Below are 26,742 nucleotides of genomic sequence, written 5' to 3'. Positions count from 1 at the left end.
AAAAAAACTATCTAATAAAAAAACTTTACTTTTGCAAAAATTTCTGGAATGTCGAAAAATTTAGTAATCGTTGAGTCACCGGCAAAAGCAAAAACTATTCAAAAGTATTTAGGTAAGGATTTCGAGGTAAAATCAAGCTTCGGACACATTCGGGATTTGCCTAAAAAAGGAATGGGGATTGATCTGTCGACCTTCAGTCCGGATTACGAAGTTTCTGCCGACAAAAAGAAATTGGTAACCGAACTGAAAGCTGCCGTAAAAAAAGCCGAAATGGTTTGGCTGGCTTCCGATGAGGACCGTGAAGGAGAAGCTATCGCATGGCATTTGGCAGAAGAACTGAAACTGAAGCCCGAAAACAGAAAAAGAATTGTTTTCCATGAGATTACCAAAAATGCCATTCTGAAATCTATTGAAAACCCGAGAGATATTGATCAGAATCTGGTAAACGCTCAACAGGCAAGAAGAGTTCTCGACAGGATCGTAGGTTTTGAAATGTCTCCTGTACTTTGGAAAAAAGTAAAACCGGGATTATCTGCGGGAAGAGTACAGTCCGTTGCCGTAAGATTAATTGTGGAAAGAGAAAAAGAAATCCGTGAGTTTGTGCCAAAAGCAAGTTTCAAACTGGACGGAATTTTCTTAAATAAAACAAAGCAGGAAATTTCTGCGAAGCTTAAAAAGGATTTTGATAAAGAAGAAGAGGCTGAAAAATTCCTTGAACAGGCAAAAACCACCGAGTTTAAAGTTTTAAATGTTGAAACAAAACCCGGAACACGTTCAGCTTCTGCACCTTTTACCACTTCTACATTACAGCAGGAAGCTTCTTCAAGATTAGGATATAATGTAACCAACACGATGCGTCTTGCACAGAGACTATACGAAGAAGGATACATTACCTATATGAGAACCGACTCGGTAAACCTTTCTCAGGAAGCGATTGAAGGCGCAAAAAAACAAATTGTCTCAGAATACGGAGCGGAATATTCTGCACCGAGAAACTATACCACAAAGTCCGCTTCTGCACAGGAAGCTCACGAAGCGATCCGTCCTACAGATTTCGCTGTGAAAACAGTGGGAGATGCCCAGTTGAACAGATTATACCAGTTAATCTACAGAAGAACACTCGCTTCTCAGATGGCAAATGCTAAAATTGAGAAAACGGTAATTGAAATCGGTAACACAAAACTTCCGCAGCATTTCGAAGCACAGGGTGAAGTCATTATTTTCGATGGTTTCCTGAAAGCTTACGGAATTGTAAAAGCAGAGGAGGATGACGAAGAAAACAACGAAAAATTGCTTCCTAAAGTAACCGTAGGAGAAGTTTTAGACTATAAAAAAATAACGGCAACCGAAAAATTCACAAGACCGAGCGCAAGATATACCGAAGCCGGACTGGTAAAAAAACTGGAAGAATTGGGAATCGGTCGTCCATCGACGTATGCACCGACCATTCAGACCATCCAGAACCGTGAATATGTGGATAAAAGAGAAATTGAACCGCAGACAAGAGAGGTGGTGAAAATTTCTTTGGCAAATGATACCATTAAAAAAGAAGTCCTTGACGAAAAATTCGGAGGGGATAAAAATAAATTCGTTCCAACTGACACGGGTGAAGTGGTAAGTAATTTCTTGACGGATAACTTTAAAGAAATCTTAGATTACGGCTTTACAGCAAGAGTAGAAGAAAGTTTCGACGAAATTGCAAACGGTGACCAGAAATGGAAAGAGATGATGACGGATTTCTACTCAAAATTCCATCCGAGAATTGAAGATGTGGAAGAAAATGCAGACCGTGCAACCGGAGACCGACTTCTGGGAGTAGATCCGAAAACAGGGAAAAATGTTCACGCAAGAATCGGAAGATTCGGGGCAATGATCCAGATCGGGGAAACAGACGATGAAGAAAAACCGATCTTCGCCTCGTTAATGGCAGGACAGAATATCGCAACCATTACTTTTGAAGAAGCACTGGAACTGTTCAAACTTCCATTTGATTTAAATGAAGTGGACGGACAGCCGGTTTCTGTGGGAGTCGGAAGATTCGGACCTTATGTGAAGTGGGGCGAAACGTTCATCAGCATTCCGAAAGGAGAAGATCCGCTTTCTGTAGATCAGAAACGTGCAGAAGAGATCATCAACGAAAAGAAAATCGCAGATGCACCGATTGCAACCTATAAAGGTGAACCGGTAACGAAAGGAAGCGGAAGATTCGGACCTTTCATCAAGTACAAAGACATTTTTGTAAACGTTCCGAAGAGATACGATTTTGAAAACCTTTCTCAAAGCGACATCAATGAATTAATTGATGCCAAACTCGAAAAAGAAGCCAACCGATACATCCAACAATGGGAAAAAGAAAAGATCTCCATTGAAAACGGAAGATGGGGGCCGTTTGTTAAATTCGGAAAGGCAATGTTCAAGATTCCGAGAAAGGCAGATGATACCAAATATGAAGGAGAAGAGTTAAAAGAAATTTCTCTTGATGAGGTTAAAAAATGGATTACCGATCAGGATCCGAAAGCTTTTGCAGAGAAAAAGAAACCTGCGGCAAAGAAAGCTACAACCGCAAAGAAAACAACCACTACTAAAAAGGCAACTACAACAAAGAAGCCTGCCGCAAAAAAGTAGAAGGATTGTAAAAATAGAGAAAGCACAGATTTGGGTCTGTGCTTTTTGTTTGAAGTCGTATTGTTGATATTATTATCTCCTTTCATAAAAGTAAAGGATGTGGATCTTTTAGAAAGAGCACACACTTTTACAGACTTTGGTTAACAGCCTCCGAAGAGGCTTTTATTACTGTTTGGTGAAAATTAGATTATCTGTTTCAGGCAAATAAACTGTTTTGTCTGCATTAGCAGGACAATCATCTCCCACGGAAGTACTGTTAGGACTGTAATCCCAGGATATTTGGATAGAATTAAGTTTTTTTAAAGTTACTTTGCCCCATCCAACTCCGCAATTAGTACCAGTATAATATAATATTACAGAATTTTCATATGGTCTCGTATTTATACTATATAATTTGTTAGTTTGAACAGTTTGGTTTTGCGTGTCTTGTAAAGTTACACCTAAACTATTTTTAACAATATATTTTATAATTAATGCATCCATATAATATGTTTTTCCTGTACTTTTCTCTAATTTATTTTCTTGTTTTGTAATATGTAATGTTATTTCATTTCCTTCAAAATTTGTTTTATAAATTCCTACATATGGGTCTAATTCATGATTTAAATCTTTTAGATAAGCTCCTTGCGGGACATTTTCGAAAAAAGTATTTAATGGATATTGTTGCCCTTTACAAGAAACAATTAAAAATGCCATAAGTAGTATTGATAATAGTTTTTTCATAATATGTTTGGTTAAAAAGCCTCCGAAGAGGCTTTTATTACTGTTTTGTGAAAATTAGATTATCTGTTTCGGGCAAATAAACTGTTTTGTCTGCATTAGCAGGACAATCATCTCCCACGGAAGTACTGTTAGGATTGTAATCCCAGGATATTTGAGTTGGGTTAAGTTTTTTAAGTTTAACAATTCCCCATCCAACTCCACAATTTGTCCCACTATAATTTAAATCAACTGAGTTTTGAGAAACCCTTATTTTTGTACTGTGTAATTTATTATTACTATCATTATTGTTTTGAGTGTCTTGTAGAATTAATCCATTGGTGTTTTTTATTATATATTTTATTATTAGTGCATCACGATAAAATTGTTTACTAACTCGTTTCTCCAATTTATTTTCTTCCTTTGTTATATATAATGTAATTTCATTACCTTCAAAGTTCGCTTTATAGATTCCTATATAGGGATTTAATTCGTTATTTAAATCTTTTACCAGTGCATTGTTAGGAATATCATCTAACGCTGTATTCATTGGCAATATTTGTTGTGATTTACAAGAAACTACAGCAAATGTTATTAAAAACAAAACACTTTTCATTATTGTTTTGTGAAAATTAGATTATCTGTTTCAGGCAAATAAACTGTTTTGTCTGCATTAGCAGGACAATCATCTCCCACGGAAGTACTGTTAGGATTGTAATCCCAGGATATTTGGGTAGAATTAAGTTTTTTTAAAGTTACTTTGCCCCAACCAACTCCGCAATTAGTACCTCCATAATGAAATATTACTAAATTATTACTTGGCTGAGTTCCTATACTGAAAATTGTAAATTTTATCTGATCAGGTTGGAAATTCATGTTTTTTGTATCCTGTAATACTGTCCCTGATGAATTTTTAACAATATATTTTATTGATAATACATCTTGATAGTATTTTTTTGAATATAAATCAAAGAATTTGTATATATCCTTTGTTATATATAGTGTTATTTCATTACCTTCAAAATTAGCTTTATATATTCCTATATAAGGGTTTAATTCATTATTTAAATCTTTTAGATATGCATTGTTAGGTACCTCCTCATAATTTGTATTTAAAGGATATTGCTGTCCTTTACAAGAAACAATTAAAAATGTCATGAGTAGGATTGATAATATTTTTTTCATGATGTGTTTGGATAAAAAGCCTCCGAAGAGGCTTTTATTACTGTTTTGTGAATATTAGATTATCAGTTTCTGGCAAATAAACTGTTTTGTCTGCATTAGCAGGACAATCATTACCTAAAGCTCCACTATTTGGTTGATAGTCCCACAGCATTTGATTATTGTTAACTTTTTTTAATACAATTCTACCCCAACCTATACCACAATTAGTTCCACTATAGTAGAAAATAACTTTATTTTCGTACGGTCGTGTTGCAATACTATATAATTCAATATTTGGTACATTATAATTCTGGGTATCTTGCAAAATTACACCTGAACTATTCTTGACTATATACTTTATTACTAAGGCATCTAAATAATATGTTTTTCCAGTGCTTTTTTCTAATTTATTTTCTTGTTTTGTAATATATAGTGTTATCTCATTTCCTTCAAAATTAGATTTATAAATTCCTATATATGGATCTAATTCATGATTTAAATCTTTTACATAGGAACCTTCAGGAATGTTTCTAAGAATTGTATTTAGTGGCAAAGTTTGTCCTCTAGAAGAAACAATTACAAATGACATAAGTAGGATTGATAATAGTTTTTTCATAATATGTTTGGTTAAAAAGCCTCCGAAGAGGCTTTTATTACTGTTTTGTGAAAATTAGATTATCCGTTTCAGGCAAATAAACTGTTTTATCAGCAGTAGAAGGACAATCATCTCTCAAAGAGGTACTGTTAGGACTGTAATCCCAGGATATTTGAGTCGTGCTAAGCTTTTTTATAGTCACTTTACCCCAACCAACTCCGCAATTAGTTCCGTAATAATATAATACGACAGAATTTTCAGTAGGTCTTGTACCAATACTATATAGTTGATTGGAAGAGCTATTTTGATTACTCTGTAAAATTAACCCACTGACATTTTTTACAATATATTTTACAACTAAAGCATCACGATAAAATTGTTTACTAACTCGTTTCTCCAATTTATTTTCTTCCTTTGTTATAAATAATGTAATTTCATTACCCTCGAAGTTCGCTTTATAGGTTCCTATATAGGGATTTAATTCGTTATTTAAATCTTTTACCTGTGCATTGTTAGGAATATTATCTAATGCTGTATTTATTGGCAATATTTGTTGTGATTTACAAGAAACCACAGCAAAAATTATTAAAAGTAAAACACTTTTCATTATTGTTTTGTGAATATTAGATTATCAGTTTCTGGCAAATAAACTGTTTTATCAGCAGTAAGAGGACAATTATCACTTATCGAAGTACTATCAGGTCTATATTCCCAAGATATTTGGGTTGCACTTATTTTCTTTAAGAAAACATCTCCCCAACCTATACCACAATTAGTTCCACTGTAGTAGAAAATAATTTTATTTTCATATGGTCGTGTTGCAATACTATATAATTCAATATTTGGCACATTAGAATTTTGAGTATCCTGCAAGATTACACCTGAATTATTTCTCACTATATACTTTATTACTAAGGCATCTAAATAATATGTTTTTCCAGTACTTTTCTCTAATTTATTTTCTTGTTTTGTAATATATAGTGTTATCTCATTTCCTTCAAAATTAGATTTATAAATTCCTATATATGGATCTAATTCATGATTTAAATCTTTTACATAGGAACCTTGAGGAATGTTTCTAAGAATTGTATTTAGTGGCAAAGTTTGTGACTTACATGATACAATAAAAGACAAAATGCATATTGCAATATAATTTTTATTAAATGTATTCATATTTTTTTATTTAATTATGGACAAGGAATTGGAGTTGTATGTAATCCATCAGGATTTAAATTTATATTATTAACAGTACCGTTATCTTCTATCCTTTGCAAAATTACTTTATTAGTTAATCCCATTTTATTTATTGTATCAAAGAAAAGAACTTCCAATCCTTCATTTGTTATTTTCCCGGTACTATCTATATATGTACTTCCATATGGACCATATAGATCTGTAAGATCTGCGTGTAACTTTCTATAATCTTTGTTAAAATTATCTAAATCTAATTGTGAAAAACTTTTCAAAGCATCATCGTAGGTACCATCGAATCTTATAATATAATGGTACGTTTTAAAACCCGAAGGACAGCCTGAACAAGTTTTTTTCACGATCATACCAAAATAAGCATTCTTATGTTCTCCGGCAGGCTGCGCTCTTGCAAATGCCAACAAATTATTATCGATATCCGGAGGTGAATGCATAGGTATACCCGCAGGGGTATGATTGTGATACCCTCCCTGATATCCTGCTTTAACCCCCAAATCCACCTCGTGTTTTCCTCCACTTATAATGCCTGTAACGGTACCATCTTTTTTAACTTTAAAGCCTATTTCTCCTTTTGTTAATGATTTCTTTTTAAGACTGTCTAATTTAGTCTGAACCTCCGGATTATTCAGTAAATTTTTTGTTTTTTCGCAGGGATCATCAAGATCAGGAATATCCGTATTTCCTCCTCCACATCCGGGAGCCAGTCTGTAAAATACCGTGTTCAAAGAGCATGGGTCTTTTGGCGGTTGTGGCCCGGGAGTTCCTCCTCCGCCACCGCCACCGCCGCCACCAGGCGATCCTGTAGTGCCCGGAAAACCTTCGTCCGGAATATAGATCATAATGGTGCTGCATGATGTGGAATAGCACGCTGCACAGTGATCACAATTTTTCCAGCTTTCATGGTTTTTACAAGACCAGTAGCTTCCACAGCTTTCTATAAAAAGCATTTTAGAGGTACTTTCTTGCGCCTGATGTCCTGCTGCAAGATCTTTTAACCAGATCCGCCCGTAGTTGGTATCATATTTTTTTCCTGAAAACAAATCTTTAGGAATTCCTGTAAACTGTTCTGTACCAAATGTTTTATTATCCATATACATAAATGTATAAAATAATCTTTCGCGGAGTTCGTGGTCTACATTTTCATTGTACACAATATCTTCCAGAAGCTTGTTATCATAATCTATTACTCCTGTTACGCTATTTTCTTGGTCTAAAGTTGCAAAAAGTACAGAACTCATCGTCTCATTATCGTGTGAAAGCGGTATCATGAGTCCTGTTGCGTTATCGGTATCTACTACCTGCATCTTATTCCAGACCGGCATTCCCTGCTGATCCGGCATGGTAGAAAGGAAGTTTTTTTCGCGGTTATAGGCTTCCAGAATTGCCACATAATCTATTCCCGATTTCGCATTGATACCTCCGCTTTTGGAATGCTTAAAAAAATCTCTGTTGTTTCTTTGTGGATTTTTCTCTGCCTGTACGAAATCTTCATTTCTGCAAGACCACAAGATTACGAGAAGAGCTATCAGAAAAGACAGCCGGAGAATAATTTTTCTCTTCATAGTCATTTTGTTTTTTAGTGGGTTAAATATAATTCTTTTTATTAATAAGATGCATTTTTTTGTTTTGGTTGCACCAGATGTATTAAAAAAAAATTCGATCTATATATGAACAGGAACAAAACTATTATTTATTTTAAGCGGACATCATAAGAATTTTTATATTTTTGATAAAAATTCTTTTAGATATGAGTATAGGAACCAAAGTAAGACAGTACAGGGAAGCGAAAAACTGGTCGCAGGAAGATCTTGCCATGCGTCTTGATACCACGCAGACCACGATCTCGAATATTGAGTCTGACAAAAATATTCCCAACTCTTTACTGCTGAATAAAATTGCTCAGGAACTGGAAGTTAATATTAATGATCTCCTTAATGATGCATCTACAATTATTACTGATAATGAACTTCATGACCAATCAGCAATAAATCAATACAATCCTGTCTTTAATATTCAGTCTCCTGAAATGCTGGAAGCGATCCTGAAAAATCAGGAGCAGATAGCCAAACTTATCGATTCACAAAATAAATTGATAGAAAAACTGTTAAAAGAAAAATAGGGAGAAGTGTTCTCGGGCAGAGATTACTAAAACCCAAACAGGTTCTTAGTTTCTCGGGACGAGAAAATTCAGCCTATAAGAGAGGCACTCCGTCTCGCTCCGAGAAAGTGTAAACCCAAACGGTTTGGCTTCGTCTCGGGCAGAGAAAGTATAAACCCAAAAATAAAGACACAAATTATACAGCAGATAAGAAAAAATTAATTCAAAAAAATACACAATGGAAAAATTAAAACTTACTTCGGTACACATCCCGTCGTTACACCATGCAGAATTTGGGCAGTTCATCGTTCGTTTCTTTGAAGATTTTGCCCAGACGTCCTTAGACGCCGGTACAGACGGAGACTTTAAAACTCTGTTTGATAAAATACAGAATCAGCTCCCTGCCTACAACAGCGCACTGGACCAGATACGCGCGAGTGAAGAAACCGAGAAAATTGCTGGTGCAGATAAAGTAAGAGACAAAGATGTACAGGCTCTTAAAGATTCTTTAAAACCTTACAGAAACGCAAAAACAGAAGCCGAAAAAGATGCTTATACTTCCCTGAAGCTTTTACTGGATCAGTACAAAGGAGTAGAAGATGCCGCTTATGAAGAAGAAACCAATAAGCTGAATCTGCTGGTTGCAAAACTTCAGTCTCCCGAGTATAGCTCCCATGTAGCCACATTGGGGATTGTAAAATTTGTAAATCATGTCGCAGATTCCAACACCGCTTTTAATGATCTGTTTTCTCACCGCTCTTATCAGACATCACAAAAGCAGGTGTATGACGTAAAGGCACTGCGAAAAAGCTTAACAGATGATTACAGACAGATGACAGACTATATCTCTGTAATGGCAAACTTAAAAGCAGACCCTTTTTATAAGGATGTTCTGGCGGTTGTTAATAATTCGAGAAAATATTTCTCTGACGTTCTTGCCAAAAGAAAAGGTAAGCCGTCTCCATCCCCTGAAAAATAAATATTTAAAATAGAGAAAGCACAGATTTGGGTCTGTGCTTTTTGTTTTTCTATGAATTCAATCTATTTTAATATTAAAAAATAAATAACAAATCATTTTTTATATTTTTGCCATACTAAATTTTTTTACTAATAACCTTATATGGATACAAATACACTAATTACGGGCAAAAAATATATAAAAGATATTTTCAGTCCAGAACAATTTTATAATATTCCAGAATACCAAAGACCTTATGTCTGGGGTATTGATCAAATAGAAAATTTTCTAGATGATATAAGCAATGCCTTTGAAAATAATAAAGAAAAAGAATATTTTCTTGGCTGTATGATATGGAATACTAGAGAAAATAATCTAAGTGGCATTAAATATCAATTTCAAGATATATTAGATGGGCAACAGAGATTTTTAACTTTATTCTTATTACACTCAGTAATTAGAAATTTGTCTACAAATACAAATCTCAAAAAAAATGTTCAGAATAGATTAATTCAGGAAGCTGATATATTTAATAATATCCCCGCAAGACATAGAATTGAGTTTGATATTAGGGATGATAAAGAATTCATAGACCGTTTTCTAATAAGCGAAATAGAGCTGACAGTAGAAATACTCGATGATGTCATTAATGATCATGAAAAGAGTACTTCGGTAAGAAATTTAGCGAATGGCATAAAAATAATGCTAAATTGGTTCAATAATAAACTACACAGTGACCAAGAAAAGTTTCAAGATTTTTTAACTGAGTTTTATAAATATTTGTCTACTAAAGTCCTGGCACTGTATTTAGCAACCCCGAATAATTTGGATGATGCTTATAATTTATTTACAGTTTTAAATAGTCGTGGCTTACAACTTCAGGTTAGTGATATCTTAAGAGCTCAAAATTTAAGAGTTATTACAGATAGTAAAGTAAGAAGGCAATATGCAAATAAATGGTCTGATTTTGAAAATAAGATTAATCTTCCATATAAGTCATTTGATGAATTTTTGTGGGCAATTGTTTTTATTAAAATGAAATATAGGAGTGATGATAATCAAAGTCTTACAAAAGCTTTTGATTTTATGTTTAAAAGGCAAATGTTATCAAAGGGAGCCGAAACTCTTGATTTGGTAGAAAAATATATAAAACACTACATTGCAATAAATAATTCAAGTATATTAACAAAAGAGTCTGCAAATTTATTTTCAAATATTAATTTTATACTTTCTTCTGTGTATGGTTCTCAATATTTAACTCCTGTAATGCATTTTAGAGAGGTTTTTGGTGATAATAATATAGTTGAGTTTCTCATAAAAATTGATAATCTTTATTCTTTAGGTTGGTTACTAGGAAGAAGGCAATCAATGACTAGAACCTTTATTATAATTAAAAGGATTGATTATTTTGGTGAAAAACTTAAAAATAAAGAGATTAGCAATGAGGAGGCAAGTAAATTAATGGTCAATGATGATTGTCTTAAATATGATTTTTTTGATGAATCTGTTAGCTCTGAGAAACCATTAAATATTGAAGATTTAGAAAATAACTTAAGAAATGAAAAGTGGGGAAGCTACATTGGAACTAAAGTTAACAAAACTAGATATTTATTATTAAAATTGGATTTATTAGTTGGTAGTAGATATAATCAACTTCAATATAATAAAAATTCTTCTTCAATCGAACATTTAATGCCTCAAAAAATAGAAAATACTCTATGGTCTATTGATCAGGATTTTCATAAAGAATGGTTACATAAGATAGGGAATCTTGTGTTAATTGATAGAAATAAGAATGCAGCATTAAGTAACAAAGAATACGAGGTTAAAAAAGAGAAATATAAGGGGGCTGTTGAAGCTCGAGCAAATACTAATTATGTAATAATTAATAATGATGTATGGAATAAGGATTCAATCATCTCAAACCAAGAGAGAGTTGTAAAAATTATAATGGACTATTACAAGGGTAATTCACTTAAAACATTTCTTGAATTGCAAAAATAATTATAATTAAAAGTTTAAATATGCTCTAATTTAGATATTATTTAGAGCATATTTTGATTTGTTAAAAGATGAACGGTCGAAGTTATTGACTAAAATTGGCTTCTGATTTTACGTTTAAAAAGTAATTTTATTTTAATACTTTTGATTCAATAAAATTATAAAAAGCATGAATTTTGAAGATTTTATCATATCCCCAAGAAATTTCAGGACAGAAAACTGGCAAATCGGGGCGGGAATTACGAAGGAAATAAAGGAAGACAGTATTGTGCTTCTTTTCGTTTCGGATTACAGAGGCGCGAACGGTGATGCGGAAGTTCAGGATTTTTCAGGGATCAGGAACGAGTTTTACAAACTGTCGCAACTCGATTTTGAAATTCCTATTGTGGATCTTGGAGACCTTGTTTCAGGAAAATCTGTTCAGGATTCTCACTATATTCTGCAGGAAGTATTGTCGGCTTGTCATTACAAAAGAGCCATTCCGGTAATTGTGGGCGGTTCCAATGATTTTGCGTTTTCGCTTTTTTCGGCGCTTAACTTCCATACCAAAAGCATCAATTATACCCAGATCAGCAATATTATTTCGCTCAAACAGGGCGAAATGATTAACGAACATACCTTTTTAAGCAAGATTTTCGGAGCGAAAACTTTTTCCATTAAAAATTACCATCATCTAGGCTACCAAAAACATCTCAATGAAGCAGATTCGGTAAGATTAATCAAAGAAGTTGAGTTTGATATTATCCGACTTGCCGAAATGATGAATTCCACAGAAAAAACAGAGCCGTTCTTCAGGAAAGCGGATCTGGTGACAGTAAACTGTGATGCCATCGAAAGTTTCAGCGAACCTTTTTCCATAAATCCGCAGGTAAACGGACTGAACCGGAGAGAAGTCTGCGCGTATATGAAGGAAATCGGCCTAAGTGAAAATTTAAAATCGGTCGGGATTTTTAATTATAATATTTATTCCGAAAACCAACTGAATCATCAGCTTTTAGCACAAATGATCTGGTATCTCATCGAAGGAATCAATATTCAGCGGTCACACCCGAAAGAAAGACATTATGAAATGTTTTATGTTTTGGTAGACGACAGACAATATGCCTTCAAACGCGATACATTCAGTAATCTTTGGTATTTCGGAGAGGATGAAAATATAGAAAACTGCGTTCCCTGCTCCCGAAAAGATTTTGATGATGCCAAAAAAGGCTGGCTGAATGCACGACTGACGAAAATATAATGTATGAAAATTGTTCCCTCAAAAGTTTCTGTTATTGTTCCCGTCTATAACGTTGAAAATTATCTCGCAAAATGTCTGGATTCATTAGTTAATCAGACCTATCAGAATATCGAAATTCTGGTCATCAACGACGGCAGCAAAGATAATTCAGAAAAGATTATTCAGGAATATGCTCAGAAATATCCCGAAAAAATAAAACCATTTACCAAAGAAAACGGTGGGCTGAGTGATGCCCGGAATTTCGGAATCGACCGTGCAACGGGAGATTATCTCGGATTTGTAGACAGTGACGATTATGTGATGCCTTCCATGTTTGAAGAAATGGCTTATCTTGCGGAAAAACACCAGTCGAAAATGGTGATCTGTAATATTCAAAAGGTTGATCAAAACGGAAATATTACACAAAGACTCACCCAGATTCCCAATATGCCTGAAAACATTGATCTCGAAAAGAACCTTTCTGTTTTTTCCGATCTCAGCTATTTTGCGTGCAATAAATTGTTTAAAAAAGAACTTTTTCGGGAAAAGAGATTTAAAAAAGGAGTTCATTTCGAAGATATTCAGCTTATTCCGCAGCTTTTGCTGGAGTGTGACACGATTTCACAAACCCAGAATTTCCATTATCAGTATCTGGAACGTACCGATTCTATTACCAAAACCCACACAGAAAAAGGACTTGATATTCTGAAAGCCGTAACGGATGTAGAAAAAGTTTACGCCGTTTCGAAATACCGTGACAGGAAAGAGGAACTTAAAAATTTTCAGATTTTTGAAGGGGTCTATTCTTTTCTGGCTTATCTTGCTTTTGTAAAAGATGAGAAGGTTTTTTATAACATGTCGGAAAAATTAGAGATATTTATAAAAGATAGAAGGCTGAAATTGAAAGATATATTGAATTATAATCGTTTTGATAAGAATTATCTGCTATCTTTGCCACTGAAAAAAAAGATATTTTATCTGCTGTTTTTTGCAGGACAGAAAAAGCTGATAAGAAAATTAGTGTAAACACAAATGTAAGTACTGTGTTGCGTTGCTCATGAGCCGACAGAAGGTTTTTAAGTCGCTGAACCTTCTAAGTACTTGAATAGAAGAAAAATGAAGAATTTTGAATTGTTCTTAAACCAGTCGGGGATTCCTATTTTTTATGTAAAAGTAGGCTTTGGTTTTTTGTTCTCTTTTTTAATTACCTATTTCTCCGTTCCTACGATTATCAAGATTTCCCGAAGGAAAAATTTAATGGACGAACCGGGAATAAGAAGTTCCCACCTTCGAAAAATTCCTAATCTTGGAGGAATTGCCATTTTCTACTCCATCGGAATCTGTTCGTCTATTTTTGCGTACGAACTCTTTGATCTGTATAAATTCTTGTTTGCCTCGCTTGTAATCCTTCTTTATATAGGGGTGATGGATGATATTGTGGTGATGAGGGCTTATAAAAAGCTGGTCGCACAGATTGTGGTTTCGGCGTTTATAGTCATTGGTTCAGACATAAGGATCAGAAGTCTTTTCGGGATTTTTGGGATCTATGAGATGAGCTATTTTATAAGTGTTCTGTTTAGTATTGTTACTTTCATCATCCTCATCAACGCATTTAATCTCATCGACGGAATTGATGGTCTTGCAGGAGGATATTCTGTAATATGCAGTGCCCTTTTCGGAATCAGTTATTACAGATTGGGAGAATATAATTATCCTCTGGTTGTTTTATCTGCCATTATCATCGGCGCCGTTCTGGCATTTCTGTATTATAATTTATCGAATTACAGAACCAATAAAATATTTATGGGCGATACGGGTTCTATGCTTTTAGGATTTCTTCTTGCCTTTACTTCTATTTGTTTTATTGATATTTTTATCGACAAAAAACTTCCCGGAGTTCCAAGATATCATCTTCAGTCTGCTCCGGTAGTAGCGGTAGCGATATTAATTCTGCCCATTGTGGACACCCTGAATGTTATCATTGTAAGATTAATTAATAAAAAATCGCCATTTGATGCAGATAAAAACCATATCCATCATAAATTGCTGAAGCTTAATCTTACACACAGAAGATCAAGTTTTTATATCGTTGTGTATTACCTTTTTATTGTAACAGTAGCTTATTATTTCAGACATATAAATGTAAATCTTCTATTACTGATTATACTTTTCCTGGGTTTTTTAGGAGCTTATATTCCAGATTTTATTTATCTTTTGAAGAATAATAAAAAGACTATCAATTAAATCTTTACTTTTGCAAACAACTTGAAAAATATGATGAAGAATTGTAAGCATTTATTACTTTTAGCCCTGCCGCTTTTAATCACCACCTCTTGTATCACTACAAAAGATGTACGATATATGCAGCCCAGTGAAAGCCTTGTTATTAACGAAGAAGGTTTGATCCCTTATAACATTCCGGTTTACAGAATTACGAAGAACGATATTTTGAACCTTAATATTGTGACAACTCCTAAAGGAGATGCTGCCCAGTTTTATTCTTCCATGAATACTTCCGGATCTGCCACAGCGCCTTCTACAAATACGATTGCTACGGGAGGAGGAATGATGTCTTCCGGTGGAGGAAATACCGGAGGAAATGTGGTTTTCTATTTTAATGGTCTTAAAGTAGATGCCAACGGAGATATTAATGTTTTCGGTATAGGATTTATAAAAGCAGAAGGAAGAACCATTGCAGAAATCAGCAGTGAAATTCAGGATAAGGTTAATGAAAATTTTCAGGAGGGTAAATCTGAAGTACGTTTAAACACCAACGGAATTACATTCTATGTTTTAGGAGATGTGGAAACAACGGGAGTTACCGGAGAAAAAGTAGTTCATAAAAATACACTTACCATTACGGAAGCTTTAGCAATCAGTGGTGGATTAAACAGGACGGTTGATCGTAAAAACATCGTAATTCACAGAAAATTGCCGGAAGGAATTAAAAAAGCGATCATCGATCTTACCCGTGAAGATGTAATGAATTCTCCATATTACTACGTACAAAACGGAGATGAAATCTATCTGAATACAAGAGCGAAAAGTCTGAACGGATTGGGCAAAGATCCTATCCAGACCTTAACAACAGGAGTTTCAGTGATTACCACTGCATTGTCGATCTATCTACTTCTAAAAAACCTTTAATATTATGATTCCAGGAAAAGAAACAAAGGTAGAAAAAGCAGATTCGCAGAAAGATAAACACGGAAGTTTCGCTTTATTCGATATTGAACACTTTTTACGCAGAGTGCTGAGAAACTGGTACTGGTTTGTATTAATGTTTTTTATTGGCTACGGAATTGCATGGATGTACAGTAAATATTATGCCCAGAATATTTATGCCTCCAATTTATCTTTAAGTATTTCCAATAATACTTCAAGCTACTTTACACCAAGCCAGTCTATTAACTTCATCTGGGGACAGGGAGGAAATCAGGATGGAGTTTACCTTAAAAAAATGCTTCTATCCAGAACCCACAATGAATTTCTGATTAAAGAACTTGATCTTTTTGTAAATTATTCTACAAAAGGAGTTATCAAATCAACCTATCTGGATAAAGACGACTCTCCTGTTTTTTTACAGATCGACAGAAAGCACGGTCAACAGGTAAATTATCCAATCACTCTGGTTCCAAAAGGAGGAGACTCCTATGAAGTGGTTTTGCCGGAAGAAGGACAATCGCTCAATCTGTATAGTTTTGAATCTGAAAGTTATACAACCATTAATCCGTTTGAAAGACCTGCCAATAAAATTATTCGTGTAGGAGATTGGTATACCTCACCTAATCTGAGATTCAGGCTGTTAAAAAATCCTGTAAAACCGAAAATTAAATTAACCAATATTATTGTCAACTTAAATACTGTTAACCAGACCGTTAATGATATTGTTTCTACTATTAGTGTGGAATTTGATAAGGAGATTAATACGATTATGATAATCAGCAAGACCGGTTATAATCTTAACAGTACGGTGAACTTCCTTAATATGTCTGTAAAACAGCTTCAGAAAAAAAGACAGGCAGATAAAGTTTTGGTAGATCAGAATACCAATGTTTATTTAAAGGAAAATCTGGATAATATCAGAAAAAAATTAGACTCGAGTGCTAATGTTCTGAATTACATGAAAACAACAGAAAAGCTGTACGACATAAAAGACAGGGATGAAAAGTCTTTAACAGAAATAAAAGATCTTGAAGCAAAGAAGGCAGATATTGAAAGTAAAATAAGCTCTCTGAATCAGATTAAAAACAGCTTGGAAAGCCAGAATTTCGAAAAAATGATCAGTACCAATGCGGCTGGTTTTCAGGACGGACTTTTCAGCGCTTCTGTTGCAGAGCTGAAAGCTTTATATCTTAAAAGAAGAGAAATGGCTTTAATCTACAAGCCCAATTCTGAACCCATGAGAGAAATCAACAGGTTGATCAATGAAGCAAAAGTCAGCTCAAATGGTGCTTTAAGAAATTATTATACAGCTTATTACACAGAAATTAATAAAATTAACCAGAAAGTAGGAGATGCAAACTCCGAATTGGCAACATATCCTGAAAAGCAGAGAAAATATTTGGATGCGGAGAGAGGATATAACATGATTGAAGCTACTTATAACAGTTTACTGACAAGACAGAATGATACTCAGCTAAGAATGGCAGCAAACCAATCGGACATCAGCGTAATCGACCCTGCTAAAAATGTAGGACAGCCGCCGATAGGTCCTAATGTAAAGGCAACAAAAGCGGCAATTATCGGAGGACTTCTTGCTTTGCCGTTACTGTTTATTCTGCTGGGTGAGATATTGGACAGCAAGATCAGAAACATTAAAGAATTGCTTAATGCAACTAAAATTCCGCTTCTTGGAGTTATCGGAAACAACAGTCATGAGAATATGCTTACTGTTCTGGATCAGCCAAAATCTTCCGTTTCGGAAGCATTCAGAGGGGTTAGAGCCAATGTAAGATTCTTATCCGGAGAAGGTGGAGGCAGCAAAGTAATTTTGGTAACTTCCTCTGTTGGAGGTGAAGGAAAAACCTATGTTTCTATCAATCTGGCTTCTGTTCTGGGGTTAAGTGATAAGAAAACCATCCTTTTGGGAATGGACTTAAGAAAGCCGAAGATTTTCGGAGACTTTAAGATTGATAATAAATTCGGAATTTCAAACTATCTTACAGGAGAAGTGGAAATGAGCCAGATTATCAACAAAACAAGAATTCCGAACCTTGATGTGGCAACTTCGGGACCTATTCCTCCGAATCCGTCCGAGTTATTAATGAGTGATAAAAATATCAAGTTCATTGAAGACCTTAAAGAGATGTATGATTTTATAATCATCGATTCTCCTCCGGTAGGTCTTGTTGCAGATTCTTACGAGCTGATGAAACACTCAGATGCCAATATTTATGTAGTTCGACACGAGTATACGGAGAAATATATGCTGAAAATGATCACGGAAAAGTATCATGGCGGAGAAATTTGGCACTTAGGTCTTGTGTATAACGACTACAATACAAAGCAGGGTTATGGTTACGGATACGGCTATGGATACGGTTATGGATATGGTTATGGATATTTTGATGAAGACAAAAATTACAAAGAACCAATGCTGATAAGAATTAGAAATAAAGTACAGTCATTATTCAATAAAAAATAATACATTTAAGCCCTCATTTAATGGGGGTTTATTATATCATGATAATTTTCATTCTATTAAAAAAAGAATAAATTTGCTAGTTTGTCGTTTACTTTATAACAAATTATGTTTTTTTGTTTATTTTTAACTAAACATTAAGATTATCATTAATATAAAAAAGTTTTATATTTGCAAAAATTAAATTTTAAAATAACCATAAATCCATATTCTTTTATGAATAGAAAATTATTGTTTAGCTTCCTTGCCGCTCTAGGAACTGTGGTAAGTGTTAAAGCACAAAGAAACGAACTTGGAGTTCGTCTAGGTATGAGTAACCTAGTTGGGGATATAGGGAGAACGAATTATATTTTACAAAAGCCATTGGATTTAAGTAAAGCGTCAGATTGGGGTGTTCCTTTTTATGGTGGAATTTTATACAGATTTAATTTTAATCCTCACCAGACTGTAAGATTGGATCTTGGATATAATCAGATCCAGTTCAACGATAAGGTGGCGAAAGAAGAATATAGAAAAAACAGAAACTCATTCGGGAAAAATAATGTTTACGAAGCAAGCTTAGTCTTTGAATATAATTTCTTCCCGGTAAACAACGAGCAGAAAAGTATGGTAAGCCCATATATTTTCGGTGGGGTAGGAGCTTTAATGTTCGATGCGCCCAAAGCTACGTTAGTTAATGATTTCAGAAGAGATGCAGATGGTGTGGCGCAGGCTCCAATTAATGAGCTGGATTTTACAACAACTCCGGTGTATTCTACAGGAACCAAAACCACAATGCATATTCCTTTTGGAGTAGGTTTAAAATATAAATTTAATTATAACTGGGCAATTTTTGCAGAAGCTACATTCAGATATACGCTTACGGATCAGTTGGATTACAGCAAAATTCAAAGCAAGGATGTAGTGGCTACATATAACGGAGATATTCTGAGCCCCGTTACAGGCGGATCTCTTTTGCAGACAGATGCTTATTATGTAGTGTCTAAAGAAAGAGAAGCTGCAATTATAGGAGAAAGGAACGTTGGAGACTTTAAGTCTAAAGACTGGATAAATACCGTGAGTCTTGGGCTTACTTATTCGTTTGGAAGACCTCCATGTTATTGTGATTAATATGTCGTTGATAAAAGATAAAATAGATCCTGAGAATTTACCACAGCATGTGGCTATCATCATGGATGGTAACGGAAGATGGGCAAAATCTCGTGGCGAAGAAAGAACTTTTGGTCACAAGAATGCCATTGATGCGGTAAGAAATGCCATAAATGCGTGTAATGAGATACATATTCCGTATTTAACTCTTTATACCTTTTCTTCGGAAAACTGGAACCGTCCGGCAGAGGAAGTAAATACTTTAATGAATTTACTTGTAGAAACCTTATTGCTTGAAGCGGAAGAAATTTTCAGCAAAGGGTTAAGAATGCACGTTATTGGAAATCTCGAAAAACTTCCCTCACTAGTAAAAGATCAGCTTTTACGTGTGGTGGAACTTACAAAAGAAAACACAAAAGGCAATTTGGTACTGGCAATCAGCTATGGTTCGCAGCATGAAATACTAAATGCCGTTAAAAGCATCAGCGAAGATGTAAAGGAAGGAAAGGTAGACATTGAAGACATCGATGAAAAATTATTCGAAAGTCACCTCTACACAAAAGATTTTCCACCCGTAGATCTTTTAATAAGAACCAGCGGTGAGATCAGAATCAGTAATTTTCTCCTTTGGCAGATCGCCTATGCAGAACTGCAGTTTTTAAACGTTCTGTGGCCGGATTTTTCAAAAGATATTTTCTTTCAGTGTATTGTAGATTATCAAAACAAAGAAAGAAGATTCGGTAAAACCGGAGAACAGATAAAAATTCAGTAAAATTTAAGAAAAGAAAGACTACGATAAAATGAAGTTTAGACTATTACCCATCATTATGTTTGTTGCTTCTGCACATTTTTATGGACAGGTAACTCCACAGGACAGCACACAGGTGAGCAAATCTGTACAAGCAGAAAACCAAGCAGGGACGTACACCTTAAAAGACATCGTTGTAGATGGGGTTAAAAAATATACGCCGGCTCAGATCCTGAGATTTACAGGTCTGGTAAAAGGAGAATCAGTAGATATTCCGGGGCAGAAAATCAGCAATGCGGTAAAAAAACTTTGGGACACTCAATCTTTTTCTGAAGTAGAAGTGTATGTACAAAGTATTGAAGGCGAAACCGTTATTCTGAAATTTTATCTGCAGGATCTGAAGGATCTTGGAGAGGTTAAATTTACGGGTAAAGGAATCGGAAAGTCCAAAAATGAAAAAATGGCTAAAGACAATAATCTGAAGCCGGGAACAAAAATTACACAGAACTTAGTTTCAAGTCTTAAAACAAACGTTCCTAAAGATTTCATTAAAAAAGGATATGCAGATGCTAAAATTTCCATTCAGGAAAAAGTAAATGCAGGAGATCCTAATTTAGTAGACTGGACGATTAATGTAGATAAAGGCAAAAGAATCAAGATCGATCATATTGAATTCGAAGGAAATCAGTATGTATCCGACAGAAAACTTAGAAAAAAAGCCTTTAAAGAAACAAAACAAAAAAGATTCGGTATTGGCGGAATCCTGAAATCTTCAAAATTCATTGAAGATAAATATCAGGAAGACAAGCAAAACCTAATCAGCTATTATAACTCTTTAGGATACAGAGATGCTGCCATTGTTTCGGATTCTGTTTGGAGAAACAAAAGAAACAATTACGAGATCAACGTAAAACTTAAGGAAGGAAAACAGTATTACATCGGAGATATTACATTCACCGGAAATACCGTTTATTCTACAGACTATTTACAAAGACTTTTAGGATATAAAAAAGGAGATATCTACGATGCGGTAGGCTTCAATAAAAAGGTAGGAGAAGACGGAGGTAAAGAAGATGATTCGGATATCAAATCAAGCTACATGAACAACGGTTACCTTTTCTCAAACGTTACACCGGTTGAAAAATCTGTAGACGGAGATAAAATCAATCTTGAAATCCGTATCAACGAAGGTGAAAAAGCTACATGGAATAAAGTAACATGGGAAGGAAACACAACCACTCATGACCACGTTATTCTTAGAGCTTTAAGAACAAAGCCGGGAAATTTATTCGCTAAAAGTGATATCAAAAGAACATATTTCGATTTAGCCGGAATGCAGTTTTTTGATCCTCAACAGGTTGGGCAGGATATCCAACCAAATCAGCAGGATAATACGGTAGATATCAACTGGAAACTGGTGGAGAAAGGTTCATCTCAGGTTCAGTTACAGGCAGGTTACGGAGGTAACAGCTTCATCGGAACTTTAGGATTAACATTCAATAACTTCTCGTTAAAGAATTTCCTTAAATTCAAAGACTTTAAGCCGGTTCCTCAAGGTGACGGGCAAACGTTATCACTTCAGGCACAGGCAGGACAATATTTTCAGAATTACGGAATTTCATTTACAGAGCCTTGGTTGTTCGGAACAAGACCAACTGCACTTTCTGTAAGTTTAAATAACTCAAGAGTAAAATATTCTGATGTTTACGGAAATGCTCAGAAACTGAATATTTTCTCAGCTTCAGTAGGTTTGAACAGATATTTGAGATGGCCGGATGATTATTTCTCATTGTATACAGGTCTTCAGTACCAGAAGTATGACTTTAAGAACTATCCGTTCCAGTTTGGAGATGCTACAGAATATTATGGTTCTGCCAACAACTTAAGTATCAACTTAGGATTAAGCAGAAACTCAGCAGGTATCGACCCAATTTTCCCGACAGTTGGTTCTAATATAGACTTATCGGTAAAATTTACGCTGCCATATTCAGCATTCAACAATAAAGATTACTCTACTTTAAGTCCTACAGAGAAATACAAGTGGATGGAATTCTATAAAGTGAAGTTCAAAGCAGATGTTTATAACGAGATTATAGGTAAATTGGTATTGAGATCTTCTGCGGAAATGGGCTTCATGGACGGATATAACTCTAAATTGGGAGCACCGCCGTTTGAAAGATTCTATGTAGGAGGTACAGGTTTATTCGGAGGTAGATATGATGGTAGAGAATTAATTCCGTTAAGAGGTTATGAAAATGCTTCTACGTACGGAGGAACTTCTGAAGATATTACTCCAACAGGAGGAGGTACTATTTATAACAGATTTACGTTAGAATTAAGATACCCGATTTCATTGAACCAGACTGCAAAAATTTATGCATTAACGTTTGCGGAAGGAGGTAACGTTTGGAATTCTTGGGGAAATTATAATCCATTCCAGTTGAAAAGATCAGTGGGTGTTGGTGTAAGAGTATATATGGGAGCATTTGGTTTAATTGGATTTGATTTCGCTTACGGATTCGACAAAACAGTTTCAGGAACTGAGCCTTCTGGATGGAAGACACACTTCTTGATGAACCAATCATTATAATCCACCCTATGAAAAATTTTAGAATTGTTTTATCATTTGTTTTATTCCTGCTTTTCGGTTTAAGCAATGCACAGAAAGTAGGCGTTGTAGATACCGAATACATCCTGAATAAAATGCCTCAATATAAAGAAGCCGAAGCAAGACTGAATGCACAGATTGATACATGGCAGTCCGAACTTCAGAACCTTCAGTCTGAATACGAAAGAAAAAGATCTGCTTTTGAAAGTGAAAAAGTTCTTTTGATAGGCGATCAGCTTAAATTGAGAGAAAAAGAAGTAATGGATCTGGAAAAAAACATCAAAACAACAACGAGTTTACGTTTTGGTGCCACCGGAGAAATAAAGAAACTGAGAACAAATCTGGTTCAGCCTTTTCAGGATCAGATCTGGGAAGCTATCAAAACAATGTCTGAAAAGAACGGTTTGGCGATAGTTTTAGATAAAACAAGCAATAATGTTATTTTTCTTCAGAAAAGATCCGACTATTCGGATAAAGTTTTAGCAATCTTATTAAAAGATGCTGAACCCAAAGAAAAAAGCAAAACAAAAAAATAAAAGTTTAACTTTTATTACATTTACAAATCTAAAAACAAAATTAAATTATTTATTTACCAGTTATGAAAAAATTAAGTGTATTATTTGCAGCGGTAATGATGGTTGTATCGGTAGGTATGGCAAAAGCTCAAAAAATTGCAACTTTAGATGTTATAGGAATTCTTAACGCAATGCCTGAAAAGAAAAAAGCAGATGCGGATCTTAAAACTTTCTTAGATACTAAACAAGCAGAAATCAAGAAAAAAGCAGATGCAGGACAGGCTAAATTAAAGCAGTATTCTGAAGAAGCTCCAAAGAAAACAGCTGAAGAAAACAAAGCAAGAGAAGCAGAATTGGCAAAAATGCAGGAAGAAATCCAGCAGATGAACGATAAAGCTCAGAAAGATTTCGTGGCTAAGCAGGATCTTGCTTACGAACCAATCGAGAAAAAACTGAACGAGGCTGTGTCTAAAGTAGCAAAAGCTAACGGTTATGACTATATAATGGATGCAAATTCTTCTGCATTCGTATTCAAAGGAGGACCAGATGCAACAGCTGCAGTGAAAAAAGAATTGAATATTCAGTAATTTTTTAGAAATTAATAAATATTTATAAACATGAACCATCTCACTTCGAGGTGGTTTTTTTATTTTTGCGGAATGGAAAAAGAAGTATCAACCACGGTAAAGGTCAGATTCAGCGACTGTGATCCCATTGGTCATTTAAACAACGTGAAATATCTGGACTACATGTTCAACGCCAGAGAAGATCACGTAGAAACATTTTATGGTTTCACGTATGAGGAATACACCAAAATGACGGGATGCACGTGGATTGCAATTCAGAATGAAATAGCGTATTTAAAGGAAGTGCGGTATAATACCTCGGTTGTTATCAGCAGCAAAACCATTGAAGTGGCAGACAGAACGGCAAAAGTGGAAATCCTGATGAAAAGTTTAGACGAGAAAACAATTCATGCCGTATTGTGGGTTACGGTAATCTACTTTAATGTTAAAACAAGAAAATCCGAAGTACATCCCGAAGAAATTAAAGAAACATTCAATAAGTTTTATGTAGATTTGGAACAGAAAGATTTCCAGTCGAGAGTTAAATATTTAAGATCACAAAACGCAAGAAACTCATGATGAAAAAAATTTTAGTAGTAGGAGGAAACGGGCAGCTAGGAAACTGCATCAGAAAAATTGCTCCGGATTTTGAGCTGGATTATGAATTCATTTTTACAGATTCACAGACTTTAGATATCACCAACGAAGATCAGATCAATACTGTTTTTACAGAAAATAAACCGGATTACTGCATCAACGCTTCAGCTTATACAGCGGTAGATCTTGCAGAAAGTGAAAAAGAAAAGGCTTTTGCTGTAAATGCAGAAGGAGTGGCTTCCCTTGCACAGGCGTGTAAAGATGCTAAAACTATTTTCATCCATGTTTCTACAGATTATGTCTTTGATGGAGAAACCAATTTAAGTTATTCCGAAGACGATTTCACAAGTCCGATCGGAGTGTACGGCGAATCCAAATTAAAAGGAGAAGAACTTGCACTGGAAATTAATCCGAAAACCATTATTTTAAGAACTTCATGGCTGTATTCCGAGTTCAATAAAAATTTTGTGAAAACAATGCTCAGTCTTTTTTCTCAGAAAGACGAATTGGGAATTGTGGCAGATCAGTTCGGGCAGCCTACCAATGCGAACGATTTAGCAGAAGCTATCATGGAGATCATCGAAGCTAAAGAAAAAAAATACGGTGTTTTTCACTTTTCAAATTATCCCGAAACCACTTGGTTTGAATTTGCAAAAAAGATTGCTGAATTTTCTAAATCTTCAGTTAAATTAAATCCTTTAACTACCGAGCAATATCCTACGCCGGCAAAAAGACCCAAAAGAAGTACAATGTGTCTGGATAAAATTGAAGAAACGTATAAAATAGAACCCAAATACTGGGAAAATAGTCTCGAAGAATGCGTTACCATTCTTACACAATAATATATATAGAATGAAAAATCTCATCATAGTTGCTTTCGCTTTTCTTACCCAGCTTTGCAGCGCACAGAATGTGTACCTTACGAAAGTTCAAAAAACGAAAGAGAATACCGATAAATTCCTGTACAAAATTAATGAAGAAATAAAAGATGCCGAATATTTGGGCGAAGTCGAAGTTCAGGGATTCTGGAAATACGACGATGAAGTTTTTTCATTAGTGTATAAGAAGGCAAAAGAAATCGGAGCCAATGCATTTTCATGGAAGCCTTTTGAAAATATCGATGGAACTCCCCAGAATTTCAATCCTTCCAATTACAGATTAAATCTTTATTTTCTTCCAAAAGATCAATTCAAAGATCAGACAGGATATATGTACATTTTCGCTTCTTCAGAAAAAGATCAGAAAATTGCGATCAATAAAACCGATTATATGCTTTCACCAAGATCATACTTAAAACTGAAAACGATTCCGGGTGAAGTATATACAATTTCCACAAAGAAGCTATTAGGCTCAACCATCAAAATTCAGCCTAAAGACAATAGTTCTAATCAGTATTTTCAGATTTCGGCTACAAAAATAAAATCAGACGAAAGCGGAGTAGGCGGACTTAATCTAAAAAGTGGTGATATCATCGGTCTCGAAAAATCCTACGGAGAATTTTTAAGCACCATATATAATAAAGAAAAGCAGAGTAATTAAACTCTGCTTTTTCATTTATAAATAATTTTCTTGCCTCCTCAAAAAACTTTTCTTCTTCATCTTTTTTCTCAGCCCACAAACTCCTTTCTCTCCAACACTTCCACCCTCAAACCCTCCATTTTCCCATTCAATCCAATAGAATTTTTCTTCAGAACTCAATATTTCCGTCTTTTTCCATGATTTCACTGCCCGTTCAACGGTTTTTCCAGAACTAAAAATATCAAATCGATTAATGTGGAAAACTGTGAATACCCATATAAACATAAATAAACCAGTGTTTTATGATATAAAGTTACCCACAATAAGTATTCTGATATAAATATTATGTTAAATATATTTGGTAGAAGAAGGTTAAAGTCTCTATCTTTGCCCCACTGAAAACGAGAGTTGATCAGTAAGCGCAGAAGAGCTTTTAGACAAGCATATAATTTACGATTCCTGAAAAGAGGCGATGCGTCTTTTTTAAGAGATTCTGATATTTTCCTTCATTATTTTAAAATAAAAAAAACTTAAAATAAAACTTGCGGGAATAAAAAAGATCAGTATCTTTGCAGTCCCTAAACAGGGAAGCGCAGGAGTAGAAGATTGAGGTTTAGAGAGGAGTTAAGGTTACAGAAAAAAAACTTTAAAATTTTCTTTCAAAACATTTGGTCAGAATAAAATAAGTTATTACTTTTGCACTCGTAAATACGAAACGAAAACGACAGATACTGAGTTTTGTAGGAAGTGGAAGAAATGAAGATCATTGACATACAATATAACAACCAAGTAAGGAAAAACTAAAGCGTTAAAAAACTTTGAGTGAGTCAGACAAACATACAATGGAGAGTTTGATCCTGGCTCAGGATGAACGCTAGCGGGAGGCCTA

The 26,742-nt window shown here is 34.7% G+C and carries 25 protein-coding genes; 17 read left to right on the top strand and 8 right to left on the bottom strand.

The window, feature by feature from the left end; genetic code table 11:
* The first annotated feature begins 48 nt into the window (after positions 1-48).
* Positions 49-2,625, top strand: coding sequence for a type I DNA topoisomerase (topA, locus tag H6W53_RS12010; protein ID WP_185207096.1), 2,577 nt, complete (start codon positions 49-51; stop codon positions 2,623-2,625).
* 165 nt (positions 2,626-2,790) lie between these two features.
* On the opposite strand, the gene H6W53_RS12005 is transcribed toward topA, so the two are convergent.
* The 7 genes from H6W53_RS12005 to H6W53_RS11975 are packed head-to-tail and all read right to left on the bottom strand — an operon-like array spanning position 2,791 to position 7,854.
* The gene (locus H6W53_RS12005) at positions 2,791-3,348 is read right to left on the bottom strand and encodes a DUF6705 family protein (RefSeq protein WP_185207094.1); all 558 of its coding nucleotides are present in this window, start codon (positions 3,346-3,348) and stop codon (positions 2,791-2,793) included.
* Positions 3,349-3,385: 37 nt separating this feature from the next.
* Entirely contained in the window at positions 3,386-3,940 is a 555-nt protein-coding gene (locus tag H6W53_RS12000) for a DUF6705 family protein (protein WP_185207092.1), read from the bottom strand.
* Positions 3,940-4,509 (bottom strand): DUF6705 family protein, encoded by a 570-nt coding sequence (locus H6W53_RS11995; protein ID WP_185207090.1) that lies wholly within the window; start codon positions 4,507-4,509, stop codon positions 3,940-3,942. Before H6W53_RS11995 ends, H6W53_RS12000 begins: the two co-directional genes overlap by 1 nt.
* A 37-nt stretch (positions 4,510-4,546) precedes the next feature.
* Positions 4,547-5,104, bottom strand: a complete 558-nt coding sequence (locus H6W53_RS11990) for a DUF6705 family protein (RefSeq protein ID WP_185207088.1) — start codon at positions 5,102-5,104, stop codon at positions 4,547-4,549.
* Between the two features lie 37 nt (positions 5,105-5,141).
* Positions 5,142-5,690, bottom strand: coding sequence for a DUF6705 family protein (locus H6W53_RS11985; RefSeq protein WP_087708389.1), 549 nt, complete (start codon positions 5,688-5,690; stop codon positions 5,142-5,144).
* Complete coding sequence (locus H6W53_RS11980; RefSeq protein WP_185207086.1) at positions 5,690-6,256, bottom strand: DUF6705 family protein; 567 nt, start codon at positions 6,254-6,256, stop codon at positions 5,690-5,692. The genes H6W53_RS11985 and H6W53_RS11980 overlap by 1 nt, the downstream gene beginning before the upstream one ends.
* A 14-nt stretch (positions 6,257-6,270) precedes the next feature.
* Positions 6,271-7,854: a hypothetical protein gene (locus H6W53_RS11975; protein WP_185207084.1), complete on the bottom strand. Its 1,584-nt coding sequence runs from the start codon at positions 7,852-7,854 to the stop codon at positions 6,271-6,273.
* Positions 7,855-8,039: 185 nt separating this feature from the next.
* On the opposite strand from H6W53_RS11975, the gene H6W53_RS11970 reads away from it, so the two are divergent.
* From H6W53_RS11970 to H6W53_RS11895, 16 genes are all read left to right on the top strand, one after another.
* A complete protein-coding gene (locus H6W53_RS11970) occupies positions 8,040-8,411 on the top strand; it encodes a helix-turn-helix domain-containing protein (RefSeq protein ID WP_185207082.1) in 372 nt (123 codons plus the stop codon).
* Between the two features lie 217 nt (positions 8,412-8,628).
* Positions 8,629-9,369: a DUF6261 family protein gene (locus H6W53_RS11965; RefSeq protein WP_185207080.1), complete on the top strand. Its 741-nt coding sequence runs from the start codon at positions 8,629-8,631 to the stop codon at positions 9,367-9,369.
* Between the two features lie 141 nt (positions 9,370-9,510).
* Positions 9,511-11,352: a DUF262 domain-containing protein gene (locus H6W53_RS11960; RefSeq protein ID WP_185207078.1), complete on the top strand. Its 1,842-nt coding sequence runs from the start codon at positions 9,511-9,513 to the stop codon at positions 11,350-11,352.
* Between the two features lie 166 nt (positions 11,353-11,518).
* On the top strand, positions 11,519-12,589 hold the full coding sequence (locus H6W53_RS11955; protein WP_185207076.1) for a formimidoylglutamase: 1,071 nt from the start codon (positions 11,519-11,521) through the stop codon (positions 12,587-12,589).
* A 3-nt stretch (positions 12,590-12,592) separates the two neighbouring features.
* Positions 12,593-13,594, top strand: coding sequence for a glycosyltransferase family 2 protein (locus H6W53_RS11950; protein ID WP_185207074.1), 1,002 nt, complete (start codon positions 12,593-12,595; stop codon positions 13,592-13,594).
* Between the two features lie 90 nt (positions 13,595-13,684).
* Positions 13,685-14,812 carry a glycosyltransferase family 4 protein gene (locus tag H6W53_RS11945; RefSeq protein WP_087708475.1) on the top strand — a complete coding sequence of 376 codons (1,128 nt, stop codon included), beginning with the start codon at positions 13,685-13,687 and terminating at the stop codon, positions 14,810-14,812.
* Positions 14,813-14,845: 33 nt separating this feature from the next.
* Positions 14,846-15,715, top strand: coding sequence for a polysaccharide biosynthesis/export family protein (locus H6W53_RS11940; protein WP_087708477.1), 870 nt, complete (start codon positions 14,846-14,848; stop codon positions 15,713-15,715).
* A 4-nt stretch (positions 15,716-15,719) separates the two neighbouring features.
* Positions 15,720-18,215 carry an exopolysaccharide transport family protein gene (locus H6W53_RS11935; RefSeq protein ID WP_185207072.1) on the top strand — a complete coding sequence of 832 codons (2,496 nt, stop codon included), beginning with the start codon at positions 15,720-15,722 and terminating at the stop codon, positions 18,213-18,215.
* Between the two features lie 213 nt (positions 18,216-18,428).
* Entirely contained in the window at positions 18,429-19,322 is an 894-nt protein-coding gene (locus tag H6W53_RS11930) for a DUF6089 family protein (RefSeq protein ID WP_087708414.1), read from the top strand.
* 1 nt (position 19,323) lies between these two features.
* Positions 19,324-20,073: an isoprenyl transferase gene (locus H6W53_RS11925; protein WP_108408827.1), complete on the top strand. Its 750-nt coding sequence runs from the start codon at positions 19,324-19,326 to the stop codon at positions 20,071-20,073.
* 28 nt (positions 20,074-20,101) lie between these two features.
* Positions 20,102-22,639 carry an outer membrane protein assembly factor BamA gene (bamA, locus tag H6W53_RS11920; protein ID WP_087708418.1) on the top strand — a complete coding sequence of 846 codons (2,538 nt, stop codon included), beginning with the start codon at positions 20,102-20,104 and terminating at the stop codon, positions 22,637-22,639.
* A gap of 8 nt (positions 22,640-22,647) precedes the next feature.
* On the top strand, positions 22,648-23,193 hold the full coding sequence (locus tag H6W53_RS11915; protein ID WP_185207070.1) for an OmpH family outer membrane protein: 546 nt from the start codon (positions 22,648-22,650) through the stop codon (positions 23,191-23,193).
* Positions 23,194-23,255: 62 nt separating this feature from the next.
* Positions 23,256-23,759: an OmpH family outer membrane protein gene (locus tag H6W53_RS11910; protein WP_087708419.1), complete on the top strand. Its 504-nt coding sequence runs from the start codon at positions 23,256-23,258 to the stop codon at positions 23,757-23,759.
* A gap of 72 nt (positions 23,760-23,831) precedes the next feature.
* The gene (locus H6W53_RS11905; RefSeq protein ID WP_087708421.1) at positions 23,832-24,317 is read left to right on the top strand and encodes an acyl-CoA thioesterase; all 486 of its coding nucleotides are present in this window, start codon (positions 23,832-23,834) and stop codon (positions 24,315-24,317) included.
* Positions 24,317-25,177 (top strand): dTDP-4-dehydrorhamnose reductase, encoded by an 861-nt coding sequence (gene rfbD, locus H6W53_RS11900; protein WP_185207690.1) that lies wholly within the window; start codon positions 24,317-24,319, stop codon positions 25,175-25,177. The genes H6W53_RS11905 and rfbD overlap by 1 nt, the downstream gene beginning before the upstream one ends.
* Before the next feature lie 10 nt (positions 25,178-25,187).
* Complete coding sequence (locus H6W53_RS11895; protein ID WP_087708423.1) at positions 25,188-25,874, top strand: hypothetical protein; 687 nt, start codon at positions 25,188-25,190, stop codon at positions 25,872-25,874.
* Positions 25,875-25,889: 15 nt separating this feature from the next.
* On the opposite strand, the gene H6W53_RS11890 is transcribed toward H6W53_RS11895, so the two are convergent.
* Positions 25,890-26,138 carry a hypothetical protein gene (locus H6W53_RS11890; RefSeq protein ID WP_185207068.1) on the bottom strand — a complete coding sequence of 83 codons (249 nt, stop codon included), beginning with the start codon at positions 26,136-26,138 and terminating at the stop codon, positions 25,890-25,892.
* Positions 26,139-26,742 lie beyond the last annotated feature (604 nt).

Origin of the sequence: Chryseobacterium sp. C3 (assembly GCF_014218905.1) — a bacterium.
Classification (GTDB): domain Bacteria; phylum Bacteroidota; class Bacteroidia; order Flavobacteriales; family Weeksellaceae; genus Chryseobacterium; species Chryseobacterium mucoviscidosis.
The sequence above is the reverse complement of the archived record's forward strand: the minus strand, read 5'-3'. Positions and strand labels throughout refer to the sequence as shown.

Excerpts from the sequence above, each read along its gene's own strand:
- H6W53_RS11965 (WP_185207080.1), top strand. The coding sequence starts at position 8,629 with ATGGAAAAATTAAAACTTACTTCGGTACACATCCCGTCGTTACACCAT.
- H6W53_RS11950 (WP_185207074.1), top strand. The coding sequence starts at position 12,593 with ATGAAAATTGTTCCCTCAAAAGTTTCTGTTATTGTTCCCGTCTATAAC.
- H6W53_RS11935 (WP_185207072.1), top strand. The coding sequence starts at position 15,720 with ATGATTCCAGGAAAAGAAACAAAGGTAGAAAAAGCAGATTCGCAGAAA.
- topA (WP_185207096.1), top strand. The coding sequence starts at position 49 with ATGTCGAAAAATTTAGTAATCGTTGAGTCACCGGCAAAAGCAAAAACT.
- H6W53_RS11895 (WP_087708423.1), top strand. The coding sequence starts at position 25,188 with ATGAAAAATCTCATCATAGTTGCTTTCGCTTTTCTTACCCAGCTTTGC.
- H6W53_RS11930 (WP_087708414.1), top strand. The coding sequence starts at position 18,429 with ATGAATAGAAAATTATTGTTTAGCTTCCTTGCCGCTCTAGGAACTGTG.
- H6W53_RS11975 (WP_185207084.1), bottom strand. The coding sequence starts at position 7,854 with ATGAAGAGAAAAATTATTCTCCGGCTGTCTTTTCTGATAGCTCTTCTC.
- H6W53_RS11955 (WP_185207076.1), top strand. The coding sequence starts at position 11,519 with ATGAATTTTGAAGATTTTATCATATCCCCAAGAAATTTCAGGACAGAA.
- H6W53_RS11980 (WP_185207086.1), bottom strand. The coding sequence starts at position 6,256 with ATGAATACATTTAATAAAAATTATATTGCAATATGCATTTTGTCTTTT.
- H6W53_RS11985 (WP_087708389.1), bottom strand. The coding sequence starts at position 5,690 with ATGAAAAGTGTTTTACTTTTAATAATTTTTGCTGTGGTTTCTTGTAAA.
- H6W53_RS11925 (WP_108408827.1), top strand. The coding sequence starts at position 19,324 with ATGTCGTTGATAAAAGATAAAATAGATCCTGAGAATTTACCACAGCAT.
- H6W53_RS11970 (WP_185207082.1), top strand. The coding sequence starts at position 8,040 with ATGAGTATAGGAACCAAAGTAAGACAGTACAGGGAAGCGAAAAACTGG.
- rfbD (WP_185207690.1), top strand. The coding sequence starts at position 24,317 with ATGAAAAAAATTTTAGTAGTAGGAGGAAACGGGCAGCTAGGAAACTGC.
- H6W53_RS12000 (WP_185207092.1), bottom strand. The coding sequence starts at position 3,940 with ATGAAAAGTGTTTTGTTTTTAATAACATTTGCTGTAGTTTCTTGTAAA.
- H6W53_RS11940 (WP_087708477.1), top strand. The coding sequence starts at position 14,846 with ATGAAGAATTGTAAGCATTTATTACTTTTAGCCCTGCCGCTTTTAATC.
- H6W53_RS11890 (WP_185207068.1), bottom strand. The coding sequence starts at position 26,138 with ATGTTTATATGGGTATTCACAGTTTTCCACATTAATCGATTTGATATT.
- H6W53_RS11995 (WP_185207090.1), bottom strand. The coding sequence starts at position 4,509 with ATGAAAAAAATATTATCAATCCTACTCATGACATTTTTAATTGTTTCT.
- H6W53_RS11905 (WP_087708421.1), top strand. The coding sequence starts at position 23,832 with ATGGAAAAAGAAGTATCAACCACGGTAAAGGTCAGATTCAGCGACTGT.
- H6W53_RS11910 (WP_087708419.1), top strand. The coding sequence starts at position 23,256 with ATGAAAAAATTAAGTGTATTATTTGCAGCGGTAATGATGGTTGTATCG.
- H6W53_RS12005 (WP_185207094.1), bottom strand. The coding sequence starts at position 3,348 with ATGAAAAAACTATTATCAATACTACTTATGGCATTTTTAATTGTTTCT.
- H6W53_RS11990 (WP_185207088.1), bottom strand. The coding sequence starts at position 5,104 with ATGAAAAAACTATTATCAATCCTACTTATGTCATTTGTAATTGTTTCT.
- H6W53_RS11960 (WP_185207078.1), top strand. The coding sequence starts at position 9,511 with ATGGATACAAATACACTAATTACGGGCAAAAAATATATAAAAGATATT.
- H6W53_RS11945 (WP_087708475.1), top strand. The coding sequence starts at position 13,685 with ATGAAGAATTTTGAATTGTTCTTAAACCAGTCGGGGATTCCTATTTTT.
- bamA (WP_087708418.1), top strand. The coding sequence starts at position 20,102 with ATGAAGTTTAGACTATTACCCATCATTATGTTTGTTGCTTCTGCACAT.
- H6W53_RS11915 (WP_185207070.1), top strand. The coding sequence starts at position 22,648 with ATGAAAAATTTTAGAATTGTTTTATCATTTGTTTTATTCCTGCTTTTC.